The sequence below is a fragment of the Terrabacter sp. P5_B1 genome, assembly GCF_056400505.1.
The window spans coordinates 1-21,971 of record NZ_JBFULD010000023.1; the positions used below are offsets into that span (position 1 = coordinate 1).

Consider the following 21,971-nt stretch of genomic DNA (forward strand, 5'->3'; position numbering starts at 1 on the left):
CGTGGACCTGGTCCAGCATCCCTGGGTGCGGACCGTCTGCGAGACGATGCTCGGACTGGACTACCAGTTCGTGGAGGTGGGGTTTGATACACCGTTTCCCGGTGCGAAGGTGCAGCCGTGGCACCGCGACTTTCCCAGCCCGCCGGAGACAAAGACCGATCACCGGCTGACCTCGCTGGCCTTCAACATGACCACGGTCGATACCACCGACGAGATGGGTCCTTTCGAGATCGCGCCAGGCACACACTGGGAGCCGGGCGACGACTTTGACCATGAACAATTTCCGCCGGAGTCGCAATACTCGCGCTACGAGGCGTTGGCCCAACGGAAGTATCCGCAGATGGGCGACATCTCTGCCCGATCCGCGCTAACCATTCATCGGGGCACGCCGAACCAGTCGAAGTTGCCGCGACCGGTCTTGGTGCTCGGTGTCGACGCACCGGGGGCCGGGAACGACGCCCATCACGACCTCGCGGTGACACGTGGATTCTGGGAGCAGCTGCCCGAGTCGGTCCGCTCACACCTGTCCTGCCCGGTAGTCAACGAGCTGCACCCTATCGTCCAGAAACACGACATTGAGGGCTTGGTCATGGGCTGAACTCGGCTGGAGCAGCGGTGAGAGAAGCGGGCCGGCTGCGGTGCATTCACGGTGCACTAACCCGCCCGAGACATGGTGGTCGAGATGTGTCCTTCGCCGCAGCCGCCCGGGGACCCCCGTGCCGGACCGCACGGTCGACGTCATCAACGAGTCCGGAGTCACCGGCCAGGCCCGGCTCGTGCTCGACGCCGCCGTGGCCGAGGGTTACCGGGCCGGCCTCGTCTCCTCTGGGGTGCCGCGCACCGGCTCGGTCGTCGACTCCGCGGCCGGCGACTCCGCGGTGGGCTGCGGCCGGTCCGGGCCGCCCCCGACGGCCCTGACCGACTCTCCGGTGGCGGGATCCCCTGCGTGAAGTAGGTCGGCGTCAGGGGGCCGCCCGGTCCGATGTCCGCTCGCGTGCAGCGGAGCCAGCCGGACGAGTCGGCTCGTCTTCCGGGGGGACCACCTAGCCGACCACGGGGCGCGAGTGCTTGGCTGGGTTTGACGACGAGGTGCACGCGAGGAGATCGGGAGGCGCCAGAGATGAGCTGGATTCCTGGGCACCGGGTGGTCGTGTTCCTGCAGGAGAACAAGACGACCGACTTCTACTTCTCCGCCATGGCGGCCTGGGGTGCCGCCGTCTCGACCCACGGGCCGTTGTTGTCCAGCCCGCCCGACTTCGACCAGCCCCACGACCGCAACGCGTGGGTGCACTACTCCATGGGGGACTACCCGGCGCTGGCCGCGCAGGTCGACAGCGACGTGGTGATCCCGTTCTACTCGTGGCTTGCGAAGCAGTTCGTGTTCTGCGACCACCACTTCGGGTCCGGGTCGAACTCGACGCCCGGTCACATGCTGGCCATCGGCGGCCAGATGCCGACCATGAAGAACCCGCCGTTCGTCGGCCCCCACCCGGTCTGGGACCTACCCTCGATCTTCTCCGTCGCCGAGAACGCAGGCGTGAGCTGGGCGGCCTTCCCGGACCAGTCCGGCTATCCGACGAAGTTCTACGCCTCGTTGAACGCCGCTCCCGGCAACACCCACGTCCACCCGCCCAGCCAGTTCGTCCCCATGGCCAAGGCGGGCACCCTGCCGCAGGTCTGCTACGTGTGGAGCCCGGGGGGCTACGACGAGCACCCGCCGTTCGTCAGCGACCCCGGCTACGTCACCAAGGGCCAGGACCTCGTCTGGCAGCGGGTCCAGGCCGTCATCGACGGCGGCGGCTGGCAGGACACCACCTTCGTGCTGACGTGGGACGACTGGGGAGGTTACGTCGACTCGGTGCAGACGCCGGCCATCGAGACCGTTCCCGACGCGCTGCACCCCGACGGGTATGCCGCCATCGGCGGCTCGCGGATACCGCTCATCATGTTCGGCGGCAAGGTCGGCCAACACATCGACGCCCAGTGGCACTCCCACGCCAGCATCCCCAAGACGATCATCGACCTGCTCGGCCTGCCGCCCATGAACGTCCCCCGCGTCGACGCCGCCCCGTCGCTGGCACACCTGGTCGACCCTGCTGTCAGCCGGCCCGTCCCACCGGCACCGGGCGCCGTGGTCACGCAGCCCACCCCGCCTCACCCGCCGATCCCGCCGGAGCCGACCGCGCCGTGGGCAGGCCCGTTGGGGCAGCCGATGCCCCAGCTCGTGACGCTCGACGGCAGCCTCGTGACTGCCCCCATCGACGGCCTGGTCCACCCGAAGCCGCCGAAACCTCACAAGCCCGTGTGACGGGCCACCGACGACCAGCCCAGGCACGCGACGGAGCCCGAGGTCATACTCGGTCGATGAGCGTGCCCTTCCCCGAACCGACCGACGCCGCCTCGACCCCCACGGAGGTGATCGTTCGCTACCTCGACTACTTCCGCGACCAGGTCGCCAGCAAGGTCCAAGGCATCTCCGAGGACGAGCAGCGGGCCACTCGAGTGCCGTCCGGCTGGACACCGGTGCAGCTGGTCAAGCACCTGACCCATGTCGAGCACCGTTGGCTGGAATGGGGATTCGAGGGTGCGAGCGTTGCCGAGCCGTGGGCGGACAGCCGCGACGGGCGCTGGTTCGTCGACGACACGGAGTCCCTCGAGGACCTCCTCGCCGCCTTCCGCGAGCAAGCTCGGCGCAGCAACGCGGTCATCGAGTCGCACGCCCTGAACGACGTCGGCCAGCCTGGTCCTCGGTGGGACGGTGAGCCCCCGGCCACCCTCGAGCGGGTGCTGCTGCACCTCGTCCAGGAGTACGCGCGGCACGTGGGCCACCTCGACATCGTCGTCGAGCTGGCGGGCGGCCCCACCGGCGAGTGACAGGTCGCCGACCTGCGCTCCGACGGTCACGGCTGCGAGAGTCGAGCGCCAGGCGGGGACCTTCGACCCTGCTCCGGGCGGCCGTGGCTTCCTAGGGTGGTGAGTGCACGATGTGGTCGTGTCCGCGTTCGACCGACAGGCCGCTCCGTCGGGGAGGGAGCAACATGGTGGGCATCGAAGGCGACATCACGATCGCCCGTCCCGTGGACGTGGTCTTCGACTACGTGGCCGACCAGACCAACGAGCCGCAGTACAACCCGCGGATGGTTCGCGCCCAGAAGGTCGGCGCCGCGCCCATCGGCCGGGGCACGACCTTCCGCTCTGCGGTGTGGTCGGGCGGCCGCACTGCGGACCTGCTCATCGAGATCACGGACTTCGACCGGCCGAATCTCCTGGCCTCGGTCACGACGATGGCGCAGGCCGACATCCCCTACGTCCTGCGCTTCGAGCCGGTCGCCTCGGGAACTCGCATGAGCTGGTCCGGGCAGGTCCGCCCAAAGGGGGCGCTGCACCTCCTGGGTCCGCTCGTGGTCTGGCTCGGCCGACGTCAGGAAGAGCGGATCTGGCAGAGCATGAAGGTGCATCTCGAGCACGCGCGGCCGGCTGAGCCGTAGCCGGTGGCGGAGAGGCCCGCGACGAACCACAGAACTGTGTCGCCCAGGGCGGGTCCGGGACCTTCGACTCTGGCCACTGCGCGCCGCGGGCAGAACCGTGGATGACATGGGTGCGGTGGTCAGGACGGTCAGCGGAGAGCTGCGCGGGATCGTGGCCGACGGAGTGGCGTCCTTCCTCGGAGTGCCGTATGCCGCGGCCCCCTTCGGGGTGAACCGGCTCGCTCCCCCGCAGCCGGCGGAAGCGTGGGCCGGCATCCGCGAGGCCGTGACGCTGGGCGCGGAGCCACCGCAGGTCGCTCCCCCGTCACCGACCGGCCCGCCGTCGGGGTCCGGGGAGGACTGGAAGGACGTCGGGGCGGCGTTCGAGGCCGTCGAGCGTGCGGCACCGTCGGAGGACTGCCTCAACCTCAACCTCTGGGCACCCGACCCTCCCGCGTCCGGCCTGCCGGTGATGGTGTGGATCCAGGGCGGCATGTTCGAGCTCAGCTCCACGGCGGCCTACGACGGCAGTCGGTTCGCTCGGGACGGCGTGGTCTGCGTCGTCATCAACTGGCGACCCGGTGCAGAGGGATTCCTCTACCTCGGGGACGGGGTCGCGAACCTGGGACTGCTCGACCAGGTTGCCGCCCTCGAGTGGGTGCGGGACAACATCGCCGCCTTCGGCGGCGATCCTCACAACGTCACCGTCTTCGGTGAGTCCGCCGGAGCGATGAGCATCGGCACCCTCCTCGCCATGCCCCGCGCCCAGGGACTGTTCCGGAGGGCGATCCTGCAGAGCGGTGCCGCCCATCAGGTGACCCCGGCCGAGGACGCACTGCGCATCGCCCACTGCCTGGCCGAGAAGCTCGGCGTCGCACCGACCCGTGCGGCCATCGCGGACGCCGGGATCCCACGCCTGCTCGCAGCCCAGGCGGCCCTCAAGGCCGAGCTGCTGGCCGACCCGGACCCGGCCCGCTGGGGCTGGGCTGTCGTGACGAGCACCATGCCCTGGCAGCCCGTGGTCGACGGGGACACGGTGACGGGCCTGCCCATCGACCGCATCGCAGCCGGATCCGGCCGCGAGGTCGACGTCCTCGTCGGGACGAACACCGACGACTGGAGGCTGTGGCTGGTCGTCAGCGGCGCCATCGCAGGGATCACCGACGAGATCCTGACCGGCCCGGTCACTGCGCACGGGTACCAGTCGCTCGCCGCCTACGGGCTCACCCCGGACACGGCGCTGGCCGCCTACCGGGCCAGGCACCCCGGCGCATCCCCCGGCGACCTGCTGACACTCGTGCAGACCGACTGGTGGATGAGGATCCCTGCCATCGCCCTGGCCGATGCGCACGCCGCCTCGACCGCCGCAACCGCCGCGACCACCGCGACCACCGCGACCACCCCGACCACCGCGACCACCGCGACCGCCGCGACGTACATGTACGAGTTCGCTTGGCCCGCACCGGGACTCGGCGCGGTCCACGCCGTGGAGGTGCCGTTCGTCTTCGACACCCTGAGCCCGGACGCGCCGCTGTTCGGCCCCCTGCTCGGCGACCACCCGCCGCAGGCCCTGGCTGACACCATGCACGCCGCGTGGGTCTCCTTCGCCTCGACCGGTGACCCGGGCTGGACGGCATACGACCTCGGGAGGCGAGCCACCATGCGGTTCGACACCACGTCCGAGGTCGTGGACGACCCACGCTCGTGGGAGCGCGAGCTGTGGCGCGGCGTCCGCTGACCGGCTACGCGCTCCGGCCCATCCCCAAGGAGCGCCAACCGGTCCTGGACAGGTTGACCAGCGGCAGCCGCCGGTTCCAGGTGCACGCGCTGGTCGAGCTCGACGTGACCACGGCAGCCGAGCGGATCCCGCACCTGCAGCCCACGGTGTCGTGGACGGGGTTCGTGATCGCCACCGTGGCGATGGCGGTCGCCGAGCACCCCGACGTCAACGCGCGCAAGGCCGGCAACCGGCTCCTCCTCTTCGACCGGGTCGACGTCGGCGCCACTGTGGAACGGCCGGTGGGCGCCCGCGTCGTCCTCGACATCGCCGAGATCGAGGCAGCCGACGAGCGGTCGTGCGCCGACGTCACGGCCGTGCTCCACCGCGCCAAGTACGGACCGGCGCCGCTACACCGTCGCAACGACGTGACCGCGGCGCTGGTGCGGCTCCCCGGCCCGCTGAGACGCACGGCCATCCGCCTCGTGGGCACGCGGCCGAGCATCGCGGCGACGTTCGGCCCCGCCGTCGGCGTGACGTCGGTCGGCATGTTCACCCACGGCTGGGGGTGGGCCATCCCCGTCGCACCACTGACGCTGATCGTCACCGTCGGCCGCGTCGTCGAGCGGCCCGCCGTCCACGACGGCCAGATCGTGGCCCGGTCGATGCTGCCGCTCACGCTGAGCTTCGACCACGCCGTCATCGACGGCGCGCCTGCCGCGCGCTTCACGGACACGCTCCGCAACCTCATCGAGACGGCCGCGGTCCTCGACCACGGCCCCGTCCCCTCCCCCAGCCAGAGCCCGAGCGTCGGCTAGGGCCGCGCGCACCGCCTGTGGCCGCGGGACCTTGGGCCCTTCCGTGTCGGCGCGCGCCTTCCTAACGTCGAACGAAGCGGAAGGTCCCGACCACGACGTGGACCACGAAGCGACGGAGGCACAGGGTCACGAGCACGCGCACCGACCCCAACGCCGACCCCCCGGTCCGCGGAGCCGAGAACCCGCGGGCCGGGACGCGTCCGGCTGACCGCCGGACGCGCGCCGCGCTCAGTGCCCGCCCGTCTCGCCCGTCAGCAGCGGCGGCAGGGTGCCGTCCATGACGGGGCTCGCCGTCTCGTACGCCTGGGCGAGCTGGAGGACGCCGTGGTCGTCATGCCGCCTGCCGATGAGCTGGATGCCGGTCGGCAGCCCGCGCCGGTCGAAGCCGGCCGGGACCGCCGCCACCGGGTGCCCGGACATGGTCCACGGGACGACGGTCTCCATCCACCGGTGGTAGGTGTCCATGGGGTGCCCGTCGATCTCGCGCGGCCAGTGCACCGACGAGTCGAACGGGAACACCTGCGCGCTCGGCGCCACGACGAAGTCGTACCGATCGAACATCCCGGCCAGAACGGCATACCAGGCGTCTCGTGCGGCGGCCGCCCGCGTCAGGTCGAGGGCCGTGAGGCGAAGGCCGTACTCGATCTCCCAGACGAGCTCGGGTTTCATCAGCGCCCGCGTGGCCGGGTCCTCGTAGAGGTCCGCGTAGCGGAGGTTCCCCCAGGAGCGCCACGCGAGGTAGGACTGCCAGATGTCCTGCGGGGCGTATGCCGGCAGCACCGGCTCGACCTCGCAGCCGAGCCTCTCGAACGTGGCGAGGGCCGACTCGCACAGCTCGAGCACCCCGGGCTCGGTGGGGAGGTAGCCCTCCCAGTCGCCGACCCAGGCGATCCGTGTCCCCGCGACGTCCCGCTCGAGGGCGGCGGCGAACGTGACCGGGTCGTCGTCCAGCGACAGCGGCGCGCCGGCGTCGGGGCCGGCCATCGTCGACAGCAGCCGCGCGACGTCGGCCGTCGTGCGCCCCATCGGCCCGTTGACGCTGCCGTAGRGGACGAAGCCCGGCTCGGGGACCCGGCCCCAGGACGGCCGCAGTCCGACGACGTGGTTGAAGGCCGGCGGGTTGCGCAGCGACCCCATGTTGTCGGAGCCGTCCGCGACCGGGACCATCCGAGCGGCCAGCGCTGCGGCCCCGCCGCCACTGCTGCCCCCCGCCGTGCGAGAGGGGTCGTAGGGGTTCGTGGTCGTGCCCCACACCTCGTTGTAGGTCTGGGAGCCGAGGCCGAACTCGGGCGTGTTGGTCTTGCCGATGATGACGGCGCCGGCTGCACGGATGCGCGCGACGACCAGGTCGTCCGCCTCGGCGACGCGGTCCGCGAAGATCCGTGATCCCGACGTGTGGGGCAGCCCCTCGGCCGCCGCCAGGTCCTTGACGGCGTGCGGGAAGCCGTGCATCCAGCCGCGGCTGCGACCCCCCGCCAGCTCCTCGTCGCGCCCGCGCGCCTCGGCGAGCAGCTCGTCCCCGTCGCGGAGCGCGACGATGGCGCCCAGCACCGGGTTGTACCGCTCGATCTGCGCCAGGTGGGCGGACATCACCTCGACGCACGAGACCTCCCGCCGGTGGATGAGGCTGGAGAGCTCGAGCGCCGAGCGCCCGACCAGGGCGGCTTGGTCGGGGCCCGGCTCGTTGACGTCGATGTCGCTCATGCGTCTCAGGGTAGGAGCGGCATGAGGAGGCTGCCGATGCCGAGGACGACGAACCCGACGACGAAGGCGACCACGGTGAAGCCCATGACCCTGCGGATGTTGAGCTTGGCGATCGCGAGGACCGGAAGCAGCCAGAAGGGCTGGATCATGTTGGCGACCGCCTCGCCGTTGGCCACCGACATCGAGATCTTGCCGAGGTAGGCCGGCGACGTCTGGCCCAGCTGGACGGCGGCGTCGATGGCGACGGGGCCCTGGACGCCCCAGTGGCCGCCGCCGGACGGGACGAAGAGCGAGATGACGACCGAGGCGATGTAGTTGAGCAGCGGCAGCGTGTAGTAGGTCGCGTGCGACACGATCGCCGACGCGATGACCGTCTGGAGCGGGTGCACCCCGTGGTGCGGGGCGTAGCCGAGCAGCCCGATGATGCCGCCGTAGAGCGGGTACTGCAGCAGCAGCGGGCCCGAGGTCTTGGCCGCCTCGGTGAAGGCTCGGATGAAGCGCATCGGAGTCCAGTGGAAGAGCGCGCCGAGGATGAAGAAGAGCATCACCATCGAGCCGATGTTGAGCGCGAAGCCGCTCCGCACGAAGTACGCCAGACCGGCCACGAAGACGAGCACGTTGAGGAGCCAGAGGTTCTCGAGGCGCTCGGCGAACGTCTGGGGGCCCGCCTGGCGGGTCTCGGGGGCCTGGTCGAGCGCCAGCAGCGCTTCACGGTCGACGTCTGCCTGCTCGGTCGTCTCCTGCGGGCGTGGCGACATGCGGTGCACGAGCAGGCCGATCACGCCGGCGAGCACGAGCATCGGGACGAAGCTGTAGGGCCGGAAGATCGTGTCGCTGAGCGGCACGAGCTGGTGCGTCTGGGTCCAGATGATGTTGAGCTTGCTCGTCTTGTCGGTGTTGGCCAGGGCGATGGAGCTGGACAGACCGGAGGTCCACACCATGTAGCCCATGTAGCCCGCCGCGACGAGGTAGGCGAAGTTGACGGTCCGGAGCCGGGCGAACACCTGGCGCGCCAGCAGGGCACCCACGACGAGTCCGAGGCCCCAGTTGACGACACATGCGAGGGCGGCGACGCCGAAGCAGAGCAGCCCGCCCTGGGCCTGGTTCCTCGGCTTGCTCGCCAACCACTGCAGGCCGCGCTTGACGAGCGGAGCCTCCGCCAGCGTGTAGCCGCCGACGAGGATGAGGATCATCTGCATGGCGAAGGTGAAGATGTTGCCCTCGCCCCAGACGCCCTTGTACCAGCCGTCGACGACGCCCCCGAGGCTCGCGCCGGGCACCAAGGCGAAGATCAGCGCCACGACGACCACGGTGAGGATGACGGCGAAGAGGTAGGGGTCCGGCATCCACTTCTCGACGTACCGGACGGACAGGTCGGTGAAGCGGTGCAGCGGTCCGGGACGACCGGGGCTCACCCTCTGCTCCTGTTCCAGGACGAGGTCGGAGCTGTGCGACATGGGAGCCTCTCTGCGTTGATGCGGCCGCGTGGAACGCGACGGACTATTGGCTAGGCCACAAGGCCACCGAGCCATTTGGCAGTCTGAAGCGCCCGGAAAGTCCTGTCAACAGGCCAGCACGAGGACCCTGGCCGTGGGGGTGCCGCCCAGCCCTCAGGCCGGGTCCCACCGACCTTCGGCAGTGAGGTCGAGGGTGTGCGCTCCGCGCTCCACCTTCGTGGCGAGGTAGTGGGCGTTGGAGTCGGACAGGTGCACGCCCGTGGGCACGCGGTCGGCCACCGTGACCCCGAGCCGGCGCAGCTGCTCGGCCTTGTCGGGGTTGTTGCTGTGCAGGGTGACGCGGCTGATCCCGAGTGCGCCGAGCATCTGGGCGGCGACCGTGTAGTCCCGTTCGTCCTCGCCGTAGCCGAGGGCGACGTTCGCCTCGTAGGTGTCGAGCCCGTGGTCCTGGAGCACGTAGGCGTCGAGCTTGGGATAGAGGCCGATGCCGCGCCCCTCCTGCCGCAGGTAGAGGAGGAACCCGCCTGATGCGTCGAGTCGCTCGAGGGACTCGCGCAGCTGCGCGCCGCAGTCGCAGCGGCGGCTGCCGAAGACGTCGCCGGTCAGGCACTCGCTGTGCAGCCGCGTCGGCGTCGGTCCTGCGCCACGACCGGCCGGGCTCGGCGGGGCGGCACAGTCACCGAGCCCGAGCGCCAGATGCTCTCGACCGTCGGCGAGCCCGTCGAAGCTGTAGACACGCGCCGTCGTCTCGAAGCCGTCCACGAAGGCCATCGGCACCAGCACGTGGGTGCGGATGCGTGCCGGCGCCGGGGCCGGCGTCCGCGATCTCTCGGCGGTCATGCGTCCTCCCGGAACCGTGGCGACAGGGCATATCGCAGCAGGACGACGTCCCCGATCTGGCGCGTCTCGGCGAGCGTCGCGCGCCGGTCCGGGTTCCAGGGATAGCGCCCGTCGCCGACGAACCGGCAAGCCGCCGAGTTCCCGACGAAGAAGGGCGCGACGACGAGCTGCAGCTCGTCGGCGAGGTCCTCGGTCAGCATCTGGGTGTGGACGGAGCCGCCACCCTCGACCATGAGCCGGCGCACGCCGCGCTCACCGAGGTCCTCGCTGACCCGGCGCAGCGTCAGGGGTCGCCCGGCGTCGACGACGGTGGCCACCGCACCGAGGCGACCGCGCACACCGGGCACAGCGTCACTCGGGCAGTAGACCAGCTTGTCCGCGTCGTCAGCCGCGAAAAAGGCTGCGGCACAGTCCAAGCCGGCCTGGCGTGTGACCGTCACCTTCACTGGCGACGGCGAGAGACCCCGCGCCACCCGAGCGACGCGACGCTCGGGCGACCGGACGAGCAGTCGCGGGTCGTCCCGGCGGATCGTCACGGCACCTACGAGGATCGCGTCGCTCGCGGCCCGTTCCGCGTCGACCCGGTCGAAGTCGGCCTCGTTGGAGAGCAGGAGCCGGGTCGAGGTCCCGGCGCTGAGGTAGCCGTCGATCGACATGCTGCAGCTGAGCAGGGTGTAGGGACGGTCAGCCACGGGCGGCCCCGTCCGCCGACACCGGGGGGCCTGCCGGCCGTCGCTCGCGACGCGCCACCGCGAGCACCGCCGCGCCCGGCAGGCTCGCGACGAGAGCTATGACTCCGTAGGCCACGGCAGTGCCGACGCCCCCTGCGGCACCGAGGCCGGCTGCGCCGAACGCCCAGGCCGCAGCTCCCTCGCGGGGTCCCCATCCGGCGATGTTGAGCGGCAGTCCCATCGCCATGAGCACGACGAGCGCCAGTGGGAGCAGCTGGGTCACGGGGGCGGTGACCCCAGCGGCCCGGGCCGCCACGACGAAGGTCGCCGCGTGCCCGGCCACGACGACCATGGAGCCCCCCACGACACCCGGCCACGTATGCCGTCCCAGCAGGCCGGCGCGTACGTCCGCCCCCACGGCGCGCACCACGCGTACGACCCGGTTGGCCGGACCGTGCCGGCGTCCGCGGATCACGAGGACGGTAAGGCCGGCGGTGAGCAGCACGACGACGACGCCCAGACCGGCCAGGGCTGTCGCAGCGGGCGATCCGGGTGGGAAGAGGGCCGACACGGGTCCGGGCGCCAGGACCAGGACGCCGGCGGTCAGGACGGCAAGCACGACCTGGCCCGCGGAGCGCTCCCACACGACCGAGCGCAGCCCGAGCCCGAGGTCTCCGCCGCCGCGACCGTGCCGCACTCCTCGATGCACGTCACCCAGCATCCCACCGGGGAGGGTCACATTGAGGAACTGCGACCGGTAGGACTCGGCGACGGCCGAGCGCAGGGAGAGCTCCGCCCCGAGCCCCCGGGCGACGAGGACCCAGCGCCACGCCCCGCACACGGTCGTCAGCACGGCGATGGCGGCTCCCGCGACGACCGACGAGACGTCGAGACGGCGCAGGGCGTCGACGAAGGTGCCGACGCCGAGGCGCTGGACGAGGAGGGCGACGATCATGAGCCCGGCGACGGGGCCGACCCACGACCGGTCGCGCTGCATCTGCTCCACCCCTTCTGCGGCAACACCCTTGATGGTGACGACGCCCGCCGCACCGATCGGGTTCAGAGGTTCGCCCCACCACTGAGAGCGGCCGAGACATCCTCCATGGTCCGCGACCACGGAGACAGCCGCAGACGTCGACGCAGGGCCCGCCGACGCAGTCGCTCACGCAGGTCCCGGTCGGTCAGCCAGCACCGGAGGGCATCGGCGAGCTCCTCGGGACGACCGGGCGGCACGAGCAGGCCCGGGCGCCCGTCGTCGGTCGCGTCCGGTGCCTCGCCCGGAGCCTCGTCCGGAGCCTCGTCCGGCGCCTCGCCCAGAGCCTCGGGCAGCCCACCGACGGCGGACGCGACGACCGGGAGACCATGCGCGAGCGCCTCGGTCACGACCATCCCGTACGTCTCGACGTGGGAGGGCAGCACGAGGAGGTCGGCGGCGGCATACGCCCCCTCGAGGTCGGCGCCGTGCAGGGCGCCGACGAGCTGCACGCGATCGGTCAGCCCTTCCGTCTCCAGCTGTGCCCGAAGCCGGGCGACGACGTCCGGGTCACGGTCCAGCGCACCGGCCACGACGCACGACCACGGCAGGTCCGCCACGCGCGCGAGCGCCGCGACCAGGTCGGCGTGCCCCTTCAGCGCGGTCACCGCGCCGACGCACAGCAGCCGAGTGCCCCCGGGGGCGCCCACCGACGACGGTGCGGCGTCGACGCCCGGTCGCGCCACGTGCACGGCGTCCGGGGCGAGGGCGTACGCGTCGAGCAGCACGTCGCGGGCCCAGCCGCTCGTCGTGATGACGGCCGATGCAGCCGTGAGGACACGTCGCTCCCCCTCTGCGGCAAGGGGATCGGCCAGGCCGATCGGCAGGTGGACGAGGACGACGACCCGCAAACCAGCCGCCGCTGCCGGCACGAGGACGGTGTCGGCACAGGACGCCACGAGGCCGTCCAGGACAAGCAGCCCGCGCGGGGGCACGGTGGCGACGGCAGCGGCCAGACGCCCGAGCGCGGCGTGGTCGGGATGTGGCCACGAACCGGCCACCGGGTGCTCGACGACCACCCAGCCGGTCGCACGGAGTCCGTCGAGGACGCGTCGGTCATAGATGTTCCCCCCGCTCACACGGGCGACGTCGTCGATCCCGGCGGGCACGACGGCATGGACCTCGCTCAGAGGTCGCACTCGTAGCTCGCCCACGCGACGTGCGACTCGTGGAGGGTGACGACCAGCGCGGTCACCCGGTCGCGGGCGCCGCCGAGGTCGCCGACCCGCACGCGCTCGGCGACCCGGTCGGCGACGGTCCGCGCCAGCACCTCCGTCGAGGTGTTGACGCCTTCGAAGGCCGGCTCGTCGTCGAGGTTGCGGTAGCTGAGGGCGCCGACGACCTCGTGGACGAGCTCCGTCGCCAGGCCGATGTCGACGAGGATGTCGTCCTCGTCGAGCTCGGGACCCCGGAAGGTCACGTCGACGACGAACGTGGCGCCGTGCAGCCGCTGGGCGGGACCGAAGACCTCCCCCCGGAAGCTGTGGGCGATCATCATGTGGTCCCGGACGGTCACGCTGAACATCGGCTCCCCGCTTCAGTGGGTGGGTCGGTAGGTGATGGTGTGGCAGATGGCCGGCAGGGAGCCGTCCGCGAGACGAGGCATGACCTCGGGCAGCTCCTCGAACGGCGAGTCGCCGGTGAGGAGTGCCTCGAAGGCCGGGTCGCGCAGAAGGGCGACCGCGAGCGCCAGCCGCTGCGCATACGTGTAGCGCGAACGCCGTGCTGCTGCAACGGAACCCACCTGGCTGGCCCGGATGCGCAGTCGCGACGAGTGGAACGACCCGCCGAGCGACAGCTCGACGCGCGCGTCGCCGTACCAGCTGAGGTCGAGCACGGTCGCCTCCGGAGCCAGCAGGTCGAGCGAGAGCTGCAGGCCGGCCCCCGTCGCGCTCGTRTGGACGACGAGGTCGAGGTCGCCGCGCGAGCCCGCGACGTCGTCCGGCTGCGCGAAGGCGACGCCGAGCCCGGCCGCCACGCCGGCCCGGGTCGGGTCCACGTCGACGAGCGTCACCCGGCAGCCGGGGATCCCGGAGAGGAGGCGGGCGACGCAACAGCCCACCATCCCCGCCCCCACGACGGCGACCCGGTCACCCACCCGCGGCGCCGCGTCCCACAGCGCGTTGACGGCCGTCTCGACCGTGCCCGCGAGCACCGCCCGTCTCGCCGGCACCTCGTCGGGCACGACGACCACCGACTCGACGGGGACGACGTATGCCGTCTGGTGCGGGTGCAGGCAGAAGACCGTCCGTCCGACGAGCTCCGACGGCCCCTCCTCGACGACGCCGACCCCGAGGTAGCCGTACTTCACCGGGGCGGGGAAGTCACCTTCCTGGTGCGGGGCGCGCATGACGGCGCGCTGGTCCTCGGGCACGGCGCCGCGGAAGACGATCGTCTCGGTGCCTCGGCTGACGCCGGAGTGCAGGGCGCGCACGAGCACCTCACCCGCGCGGGGTGTGGGGACGGCGGCCGGCCGGATCTCGCCCCTGCCGGGCTCGACCACCCAGAACGCCCGTGCATCGGTGGACACGCGCCCAGACTAGATCGCCCGTGAACTCCAGCGGGGCCGACGACGTCCTTGGGTCAAAACCCTTCTCGGTGAGGTGGACCGCGGTGCGTCAGGTCATCCCTTCCGGCCCGCTCGTCGGGCTCTTCGGTGTGCCGGTGCTGCTCACCGCGCTCGAGATGACTGCCAGTGGCGGTCTGGGGGTGGCCGCCTGGGTCACCGGCATCGCCTGCGCGGCCACCCTGGTCCTGCTGCTCACCGCCGGCCTCGTCCGCGCCTCCCGACGTCACCTCTCCCCGGCTGACCGCGTCACCCTGACCCGAGCGGTGCTCGCCTGCGGTGTCGCCGCCCTCGTCACCGGTACCGCTGTCGACACCACGGGTCACCCGACACCGACGGCCGCGCTCGTGGCCCTGGCGGCCGTCGCCCTCCTCCTCGACGCCGTGGATGGTCGCGTCGCGCGACGGAGCGGGACGGTGCACCCCTTGGGGGCCCGCTTCGACATGGAGACCGACGCCTTCCTCATCCTCGTGCTCAGCGCGCACGTCGCACCGGTACTCGGCTGGTGGGTGCTCGGCATCGGGCTGGCTCGCTACGTCCTCCTGCTCGTCACCCTTGCGTCCCGGTCGACGGCCTGGCGGCGGGTCCAGGTCCCGCCGCGACGGTGGCGCAAGGTCGTCGCCGCCTACCAGGGCGTCGCCCTCACGGTGGCCGCCGCCGACGTGCTGCCCGCAGCGGTCGCCACGTTCGCCGTCGGTGCGGGGCTCGCCCTGCTCCTGGCCTCGTTCGGTACGGAGGTCGCGGCCAGGCGGCGCCCGCTCCTGCGCGCGATGCCGGCCGACGGGCTCTCGACGACCCGGCCGGCATTGCGGCACAAGGCCGTCGACGGCGCCGACGTCGTCAGTGCCGGCAGGCTGTCATGACCGCGCCGGGAAGGGGCACGTCGCGGCGCCGCGTCCGCGGCCCCGCCCTCACGGCCGCCGCGCTCCTGCTCGTGTGGGTCACCCTCGTCGCGCCGGGGCCCGTCCTCGGTTGGTCCCCAACCCCGCTCGCCCTCGTCCGGGTTCCCGCCGAGGGCATCCTCCTCGTCGCCGCCCTCCTCGCGCTGCGCGGTGCGGTCGCACGATGGTTCGCCGTCGTCGTCGGGGTGGTCCTCGGGCTGCTCCTCGTCGTCCGGATCMTCGACGCCACCTTCCTCGCGGTACTCCACCGCCCCTTCAACCCGCTCGTCGACTGGCACTACGCCGGATCCGCCAAGGACCTGGTCGGCTCCTCCGCCGGGCCGGTGACGGCGGTCCTCGCCGTGGTCGCAGCGGTGGCGCTCCTCCTCGGCCTGACCGTGCTCACACCGCTGGCCGTCGGTCGGCTCGGTCGGCTCGTCCGCCGGCACCGCACGGGCGCGACGCGCACGGTGGTGGCCGCCACCGGCGTCTGGGTCCTGTTCGCCTGGCTCGGGGCGGGAGTGTCGGCGGACCTGCCGGTGGCGTCCTCGTCCGCGGTGGCCGTGGCCACTCGGGAGGTCACCGCGGTACGGGACGGGCTGCACGACCGAGCCGTCTTCGCCGACGAGATCCGCGCCGACCCGTTCCACGCCACCCCGCCAGCAGGCCTGCTCACGGCCCTGCGGGGCAAGGACGTGCTCGTCGTCTTCGTCGAGAGCTACGGCAGGGTCGCCATAGACAAGAGCCCGGAGGTCGCACAGGCCCTGACGACGGGCATGAAGGGGCTGGGCGCCTCCGGCTACTCCTCGCGCAGTGCCTGGCTCACGTCCCCCACCTTCGGCGGGATCAGCTGGCTCGCCCACTCGAGCCTGCAGTCAGGACTCTGGGTGAACAGCCAGCTGCGCTACGACCAGCTGCTGGCCACGGCGTCATCGGACGCCCGGCGCCTCACCCTGGCGCGGGCCTTCCACGGTGCCGGCTGGCGAACGGTCGACGTCGTCCCTGCCAACCACCAGGACTGGCCCGAGGGACAGGCCTTCTACGGCTACGACAAGATCTACGACTCCCGCACCCTCGGCTATGCCGGTGCCAGCTTCGGCTACGCCCCCGTGCCCGACCAGTACACGCTCTCGGCCTTCGACCGCCTCGAGCTCGAGCACCGACCGACCAACCCGCGGCAGCCCCTCATGGCCGAGATCGACCTCGTGACGAGCCACGCCCCGTGGGCCCCACACCCCCAGCTCGTCGACTGGGCCGGGATCGGCGACGGCACGCTCTTCCTCGACCAGGCACGGACGGCGACGCCCCGGGACGTCGTGTGGAGGAGCGCCGCGGGGGTGCGGACGGCATACGGCCAGACCGTGGCCTACTCGCTCGAGAGCCTCGTGTCCTTCCTCCGGGCCACCCACGACGACAACCTCGTCGTCCTGGTGCTCGGGGACCACCAGCCCATCAGCGTCGTCTCCGGCGACCACGCCAGCCACGACGTGCCCGTCAGCCTCATCGCCCGCGACCCGGCCGTGTTCGACCGCATCTCCGCGTGGGGCTGGGAGAACGGCCTGCAGCCGGGCCCCGGCGCTCCGGTGTGGCCCATGGACCGTTTCCGGGACCGCTTCCTCACGGCCTACAGCCGGAGCGCGGGCGGCTGAACCCGTCGACACCGGCKTTCGTCTTCAGGGGAAGAAGGTCCAACACCGCGACGTCGCTGGGGCGACGCGGCGCGACCCGGAAGAAGGAGCATTGCCATGAGACTCCGAGGCGTGGGAGCGGCGGCGTTGCTCGTCTCCGCGGGAGTGCACCTCTACCTGTGGTTCAACGGGGTGCGCCACCAGACCGTGGGGCCGATGTTCCTCATGAACGTCGTCGCCGGCGTCGTCATCGCCGTCCTCCTGCTGCGATGGGAGCACTGGGTGCCGGCCTTCCTCACCGCCGGTTTCGGGGCCGYGACACTGGGGTGCTTCATCATCGCCTCGACAGTCGGTCTGCTCGGTGTGCACACCGTCTGGTCGGGCGGTTACGTCTGGGCGGCCGCCATCTCGGAGGTCGTGTGCATCGTCGTCGGCGGCATCCTGCTGCTGCGTGGCCGCTCGGTGACCCCTCAGCTCGCACGGCCGCACAGGACGCACGCGTCCTGACGTCCTGGGGTCGGACGTCCCTGGGTCCCACGCCCTTGGGTCCGCCCCCAGGGTCAGTGAGACGGCAGCAGGAGCCGGACGCTCGTCCCGCGGCCGGGCTGCGAGTCGATGTCGATCCTTCCCCCGTGCCGGGCCACGACATGCTGCGCGATGCTGAGGCCCAGGCCCGTGCCCGGGACCCGGAGGGTCTCCGGGTTGGTGCCGCGGAAGAACTCCGTGAACAGCCGTGCCTGGTCCTCCTGCGAGATGCCGAACCCGTCGTCCGTGCACTCGAGCACGACCCGGTCGCGGCGACATCCCACCGAGACCGTCACCTTCCCGCCCGCGGGGGTGAACTTCACCGCGTTGCTCACGAGGTTCTGCACGACGCGCTCGAGGTCATCTGCGCTGCCTCGCACGGGCGGCAGCCGGTCCTGCAGGTCGAAGGTCAGAGAGATCTGCTGGTGGTCGGCGCGCGGTCGGAACATGTCGACCACGTCGCGCGACACCTCGCCCAGGTCGACGTCGGCCTCGGGCATGGGCCGGTCGGGGTCACTGACCCGCGACAGCGTGAGCAGGTCGTCGACGAGGTTCTGCAGCCGCTCGGTGTTGCGCTCGATGACGCCGAGCGACCAGTCGGGGTTGCCGTCGGGCTCCAGGCGCAGCAGCTCCACGTGACCGACGATCGAGGCGAGGGGGTTCTTCAGCTCGTGGGACACGGTCGAGAAGAGCTGCGTCTTGTTGCGGTCCGCCTCGCGCAGCTCGGCCGCGACCCGCCGCTCGACGGCGTACAAGCGGGCGTTGCGGATGGCCCGCCCGAGGTCACGGCCCATCTCGAGCGCGGCCTGCGCCTCGGCGTCGGTCCAATCCGGGTCACCGGGTCCGCGCGTGCAGGCGATGTAGCCGAAACAGCTCGACCCCGAGCCCATCGGCGCCAGGAGCAGCGAGCGCGCCCCGGCGTCGGTCAGGAAGGTGCGCACCCGCGCGACGTCGTCGCCGGCCCACATGGCCGCGGGCTCCACGTGGTCGGCCCCGACGACGGCGACGACGCCGGCGCGCCAGCAGCTCGCCGCCATCTGCCGTGCGATCGCGACGAGCCTGACGGGGGTGCGCACCGGCCGGCCGCTGCGCGCCGACACGCTCTCGCGCTCGTCGTCGTCCTCGCCGGCGAACGCCCGCAACCACAGGCCCGCCGCCGCGAGACCGGCCGCGATGGGGACGGCGGCCACGTCGACGACCCTGGCCGGGTCGAGGTCCTCCTGGGCGATGCGGGCCACCGTCTGGACCGCCTCGGCGAGACGCACGCGCTCCGAGAGGGCGTGACGCTGCCGGGCCGCCGAGATCGCGATGCCGGTCTGGTTGGCGAAGAGCTCGAGGACGGCCCGCTGCGTCATGTCGGGGCGGCAGCCACTGAGCGGGAGGTCGACGGAGAGGATGCCGAGCAGCTCGCCGACCGCGTCGAAGAACGGGGCGATGAGGGTGTCCTCGGGGTTCCAGGCGTCGACCGCGCCGGCCAGCGCGGGAGCGGTCCAGTCCGACGACACCCAGCCCTCGGCGGACCCGTCCGGCAGCTCGCCCGCCGGGACGAAGCGCAGGCTCCCCCACCGCTCGGCCACCGCGAACTCCGCCTCGAGGTTGGCCCGTGGGGTCCGCCGACCGAGCAGCTCGGCGCGTGCGTCGTCGTCACCCGCGACGGCCACGACCTCGACGTCCCCCGAGGGGACGACGAGGCTGATCGCGGCCACCTTGAAGCCGACGACGTCGGCCGCGCCGGCGACGACCGTGTCGAAGACGATCGAGAGGTCGTCCTGGGCGCTGACCCGGTTCATCAGCTCGGTGAGCCGCCRAAGGGCCAGCACCTCCCACACCGCGCCGTCGCGCAACCCTGTTCCCCTCACGTGCGCCCTGCCCCTGGATCACGACGAACGTCGGCGGGGAATAGTCCTTATTGTCAGGATAGATGCGATAGGCCCCCAATGGAGCGCAGTCACGCAGAACTCGACCCGGGATGTGAAAAAGCCTGAGGAGGCGACGTCGTAGCGACCCGGCGCGATACGTTTCTGCGGCGAGAGGAGGATCCATGGCCACAGCGAGCACCAGAGGTGCCGCCGGCGCGTCGACCTCGACGGCCTCGGCGGCGAGGAGACCCGCATGAGGGTCGCCCTCTTCGTCACGTGCCTCGCCGACGTCCTCTTCCCCGACGTCGCCCGGGCCACCGTGACGGTCATCGAGCGGCTCGGCCACGAGGTCGTCTTCCCGGAGGCGCAGACGTGCTGCGGGCAGATGCACACGAACACCGGCTACCAGCACGACGCGGTGGGCCTCGTGCGGCACCACGTCGACGTCTTCGAGCGGGCGCTCGCCGAGGGCTGTGACGCGATCGTCGCGCCGTCGGGCTCGTGCGTCGGTTCGGTCCGCCACCAGCATGCAGCCGTGGCGCGACGGGCCGGCGACGAGGCCCTCGCGGTCCGTGCCGAGGCGGTCGCCGCCCGCACCCACGAGCTCTCCGAGCTGCTCGTCGACGTGCTCGGGGTGACCGACGTGGGCGCCGCCTACCCGCACCGCGTCACCTACCACCCCACCTGCCACTCGCTGCGACTGCTCAGGGTCGGCGACCGGCCGCTCCGGCTGCTCCGAGCGGTGCGCGGCATCGACCTCGTCGAGCTGCCCGCGGCGGACTCGTGCTGCGGCTTCGGCGGCACGTTCGCCGTCAAGAACGCCGACACCTCGACCGCGATGCTCGCCGACAAGATGTCTGCGGTGCTCACGACGCGAGCCGAGGTCGTCACCGCCGGCGACGTCTCGTGCCTCATGCACATCGGCGGCGGCCTCTCCCGACTGCGCACCGGCGTGCGCCCCGTCCACCTCGCCGAGATCCTCGCGAGCACGACGTGAGGGCGACACGATGAGCACCTTCCTCGGTATGCCGCGCGGCCGCGTCCCCGGGCCGCCCGCCGACACCGCGGTCGGACAGCTGACCGGCGAGCGCCCCTTCCCGGCCGCTGCCCGCGACGCGCTCGCCGACACCCGCCTTCGGCGCAACCTCGCCCACGCCACGGCCACGATCCGGTCGAAGCGGGCCGCCGTCGTCGGCGAGGTGCCCGACTGGGAGGCGCTGCGCGACGCGGGGTCGGCCATCAAGGCCGACACGATGGCCCGCCTCCCCGAGCTGCTCGAGGAGCTCGAGCGCAACGTCACCGCCCGGGGCGGCACCGTGCACTGGGCCCGCGACGCCGCCGGGGCCAACCGCATCGTGCTCGACCTCGTGCAGGCCACGGGCGCTGACGAGGTGGTCAAGGTCAAGTCGATGGCCACCCAGGAGATCGGCCTCAACGAGGCGCTCGAAGCAGCCGGCATCACGGCGCACGAGACCGACCTCGCCGAGCTCATCGTCCAGCTCGGGCACGACAAGCCGTCGCACATCCTCGTCCCCGCGATCCACCGGGGCCGGTCCGAGATCCGCGACATCTTCGCCCGCGAGATGGCCGACGTCGACCTCGACAGCCTGACCGACGAGCCGAGCGTCCTCGCGGCCGCCGCGCGCACCCACCTGCGCGAGGTGTTCCTCCGTGCCCGGGTCGCCGTCTCGGGCGCCAACTTCGGGGTCGCCGAGACCGGAACCCTCACGGTCGTCGAGTCCGAGGGCAACGGGCGGATGTGCCTGACCCTGCCCGACACGCTCATCACGGTCATGGGCATCGAGAAGGTGGTGCCCACCTGGCGCGACCTCGAGGTCTTCCTCCAGCTGCTCCCACGGTCCTCGACGGGCGAGCGGATGAACCCCTACACGTCGACGTGGACCGGCGTCACGCCCGGCGACGGGCCGCAGGAGGTCCACCTCGTGCTGCTCGACAACGGCCGCACCCGTGCCCTGGCCGACGACCTCGGGCGCACGGCCCTGCACTGCATCCGCTGCTCCGCCTGCCTCAACGTGTGCCCCGTCTACGAGCGGACGGGCGGCCACGCCTACGGCTCGGTCTACCCCGGGCCCATCGGCGCGGTGCTGACGCCCTTCCTGACCGGCGTCACCGGGGGCGAGGACCCGAACGACTCGCTGCCCTACGCCTCGAGCCTGTGCGGGGCGTGCTACGACGTGTGCCCCGTCAAGATCAACATCCCGGACCTGCTCGTCGAGCTGCGTGCCGAGCACACCGAGGCCCACGCCGCCTCCCACCGACTGCCCTCCACGGAGGCCGCTGCAATGGCCGCCGCCGCGTGGGTGATGGGCGACGCGACGCGCTTCGCGCGGGCCGGGCGGGCAGCCACGACCGCACGACACGGCATACGGCGTGGGCGACCCCTCCTGCCGCTGCCGCCACCCCTGAACGGGTGGACCGCCTCCCGCGATGCCCCGAGCCCGCCCGCCGAGACCTTCCGCGACTGGTGGACGCGCACCCGGGGGGAGCGCTCGTGAGCGCCCGCGACGAGGTGCTGGCGCGGATCCGCGGTGCGCTCGGCGACGCACCGGGCGCCGCTCCAGACGTCCCCCGCTCCTACCGACGGACGGGCGAGCACCCGCCCGGGTCGGCCCGCGTCGTCGAGCAGCTCGTGGACCGGCTCGAGGACTACCGCGCCACCGTCCTGCGCTCCGCGGCGGACGACGAGTCCGTCGGTGCCGCGATCGCCAGTGCTCTCCCAGCCGTCGACGCCACCTCCTCGATCGCCGCCCCGGGGGTCCCCGACGCGTGGACGTCAGCCGCACC

At 72.2% G+C, this 21,971-nt stretch carries 21 protein-coding genes and 1 pseudogene; 13 read left to right on the forward strand and 9 right to left on the reverse strand.

Features of this window, described 5'->3' with window-relative positions:
• From AC1DP0_RS03245 to AC1DP0_RS03275, 7 genes are all read left to right on the forward strand, one after another.
• Positions 1-598 (forward strand): phytanoyl-CoA dioxygenase family protein (locus AC1DP0_RS03245; protein WP_478082451.1); only part of this gene is annotated, 598 nt, incomplete at its 5' end.
• A 118-nt stretch (positions 599-716) separates the two neighbouring features.
• The gene (locus tag AC1DP0_RS03250; protein ID WP_478082452.1) at positions 717-950 is read left to right on the forward strand and encodes a hypothetical protein; all 234 of its coding nucleotides are present in this window, start codon (positions 717-719) and stop codon (positions 948-950) included.
• A 170-nt stretch (positions 951-1,120) separates the two neighbouring features.
• Positions 1,121-2,308 carry an alkaline phosphatase family protein gene (locus AC1DP0_RS03255; RefSeq protein WP_478082453.1) on the forward strand — a complete coding sequence of 396 codons (1,188 nt, stop codon included), beginning with the start codon at positions 1,121-1,123 and terminating at the stop codon, positions 2,306-2,308.
• Positions 2,309-2,364: 56 nt separating this feature from the next.
• Positions 2,365-2,874 (forward strand): DinB family protein, encoded by a 510-nt coding sequence (locus tag AC1DP0_RS03260; protein WP_478082454.1) that lies wholly within the window; start codon positions 2,365-2,367, stop codon positions 2,872-2,874.
• A 164-nt stretch (positions 2,875-3,038) separates the two neighbouring features.
• Complete coding sequence (locus tag AC1DP0_RS03265; protein ID WP_478082455.1) at positions 3,039-3,488, forward strand: SRPBCC family protein; 450 nt, start codon at positions 3,039-3,041, stop codon at positions 3,486-3,488.
• A gap of 106 nt (positions 3,489-3,594) precedes the next feature.
• Entirely contained in the window at positions 3,595-5,205 is a 1,611-nt protein-coding gene (locus AC1DP0_RS03270; protein WP_478082456.1) for a carboxylesterase/lipase family protein, read from the forward strand.
• The gene (locus AC1DP0_RS03275; RefSeq protein WP_478082457.1) at positions 5,172-6,002 is read left to right on the forward strand and encodes a 2-oxo acid dehydrogenase subunit E2; all 831 of its coding nucleotides are present in this window, start codon (positions 5,172-5,174) and stop codon (positions 6,000-6,002) included. The genes AC1DP0_RS03270 and AC1DP0_RS03275 overlap by 34 nt, the downstream gene beginning before the upstream one ends.
• Before the next feature lie 228 nt (positions 6,003-6,230).
• Here AC1DP0_RS03275 and AC1DP0_RS03280 read toward each other — a convergent pair whose 3' ends face one another.
• The 8 genes from AC1DP0_RS03280 to AC1DP0_RS03315 all read right to left on the reverse strand — a co-directional run bounded on the left by AC1DP0_RS03280 (position 6,231) and on the right by AC1DP0_RS03315 (position 14,237).
• Entirely contained in the window at positions 6,231-7,706 is a 1,476-nt protein-coding gene (locus AC1DP0_RS03280; protein ID WP_478082458.1) for an amidase, read from the reverse strand.
• 5 nt (positions 7,707-7,711) lie between these two features.
• A complete protein-coding gene (locus AC1DP0_RS03285; protein ID WP_478082459.1) occupies positions 7,712-9,163 on the reverse strand; it encodes a TIGR00366 family protein in 1,452 nt (483 codons plus the stop codon).
• A gap of 153 nt (positions 9,164-9,316) precedes the next feature.
• Positions 9,317-10,003 (reverse strand): GTP cyclohydrolase II, encoded by a 687-nt coding sequence (locus AC1DP0_RS03290; RefSeq protein WP_478082460.1) that lies wholly within the window; start codon positions 10,001-10,003, stop codon positions 9,317-9,319.
• Positions 10,000-10,695: a RibD family protein gene (locus AC1DP0_RS03295; RefSeq protein WP_478082461.1), complete on the reverse strand. Its 696-nt coding sequence runs from the start codon at positions 10,693-10,695 to the stop codon at positions 10,000-10,002. Before AC1DP0_RS03295 ends, AC1DP0_RS03290 begins: the two co-directional genes overlap by 4 nt.
• The gene (locus AC1DP0_RS03300; protein ID WP_478082462.1) at positions 10,688-11,671 is read right to left on the reverse strand and encodes a lysylphosphatidylglycerol synthase transmembrane domain-containing protein; all 984 of its coding nucleotides are present in this window, start codon (positions 11,669-11,671) and stop codon (positions 10,688-10,690) included. The genes AC1DP0_RS03295 and AC1DP0_RS03300 overlap by 8 nt, the downstream gene beginning before the upstream one ends.
• A gap of 62 nt (positions 11,672-11,733) precedes the next feature.
• Positions 11,734-12,846 carry a glycosyltransferase family 4 protein gene (locus tag AC1DP0_RS03305; RefSeq protein WP_478082463.1) on the reverse strand — a complete coding sequence of 371 codons (1,113 nt, stop codon included), beginning with the start codon at positions 12,844-12,846 and terminating at the stop codon, positions 11,734-11,736.
• Positions 12,834-13,232, reverse strand: coding sequence for a 6-pyruvoyl trahydropterin synthase family protein (locus AC1DP0_RS03310; RefSeq protein WP_478082464.1), 399 nt, complete (start codon positions 13,230-13,232; stop codon positions 12,834-12,836). The genes AC1DP0_RS03305 and AC1DP0_RS03310 overlap by 13 nt, the downstream gene beginning before the upstream one ends.
• Positions 13,233-13,244: 12 nt before the next feature.
• Positions 13,245-14,237 carry a zinc-dependent alcohol dehydrogenase gene (locus AC1DP0_RS03315; protein ID WP_478082465.1) on the reverse strand — a complete coding sequence of 331 codons (993 nt, stop codon included), beginning with the start codon at positions 14,235-14,237 and terminating at the stop codon, positions 13,245-13,247.
• 20 nt (positions 14,238-14,257) lie between these two features.
• On the opposite strand from AC1DP0_RS03315, the gene AC1DP0_RS03320 reads away from it, so the two are divergent.
• The 3 genes from AC1DP0_RS03320 to AC1DP0_RS03330 all read left to right on the forward strand — a co-directional run bounded on the left by AC1DP0_RS03320 (position 14,258) and on the right by AC1DP0_RS03330 (position 17,289).
• Positions 14,258-15,136, forward strand: coding sequence for a CDP-alcohol phosphatidyltransferase family protein (locus AC1DP0_RS03320; RefSeq protein WP_478082466.1), 879 nt, complete (start codon positions 14,258-14,260; stop codon positions 15,134-15,136).
• Positions 15,133-16,803 (forward strand): alkaline phosphatase family protein, encoded by a 1,671-nt coding sequence (locus AC1DP0_RS03325; RefSeq protein ID WP_478082467.1) that lies wholly within the window; start codon positions 15,133-15,135, stop codon positions 16,801-16,803. Before AC1DP0_RS03320 ends, AC1DP0_RS03325 begins: the two co-directional genes overlap by 4 nt.
• A gap of 96 nt (positions 16,804-16,899) precedes the next feature.
• On the forward strand, positions 16,900-17,289 hold the full coding sequence (locus tag AC1DP0_RS03330) for a hypothetical protein (RefSeq protein WP_478082468.1): 390 nt from the start codon (positions 16,900-16,902) through the stop codon (positions 17,287-17,289).
• A 53-nt stretch (positions 17,290-17,342) separates the two neighbouring features.
• On the opposite strand, the gene AC1DP0_RS03335 is transcribed toward AC1DP0_RS03330, so the two are convergent.
• Entirely contained in the window at positions 17,343-19,151 is a 1,809-nt protein-coding gene (locus AC1DP0_RS03335; RefSeq protein WP_478082469.1) for an ATP-binding protein, read from the reverse strand.
• A 268-nt stretch (positions 19,152-19,419) separates the two neighbouring features.
• Here AC1DP0_RS03335 and AC1DP0_RS03340 point away from each other — a divergent pair, with 268 nt between their 5' ends.
• From AC1DP0_RS03340 to AC1DP0_RS03350, 3 genes and pseudogenes are all read left to right on the forward strand, one after another.
• Positions 19,420-20,163, forward strand: a complete 744-nt coding sequence (locus AC1DP0_RS03340; RefSeq protein ID WP_478082470.1) for a (Fe-S)-binding protein — start codon at positions 19,420-19,422, stop codon at positions 20,161-20,163.
• A 10-nt stretch (positions 20,164-20,173) separates the two neighbouring features.
• Positions 20,174-21,682 (forward strand): lactate utilization protein B, encoded by a 1,509-nt coding sequence (locus AC1DP0_RS03345; RefSeq protein ID WP_478082471.1) that lies wholly within the window; start codon positions 20,174-20,176, stop codon positions 21,680-21,682.
• Positions 21,679-21,971: pseudogene (locus AC1DP0_RS03350) on the forward strand (hypothetical protein); the annotation flags it as partial. The gene AC1DP0_RS03345 and the pseudogene AC1DP0_RS03350, both read left to right, overlap by 4 nt.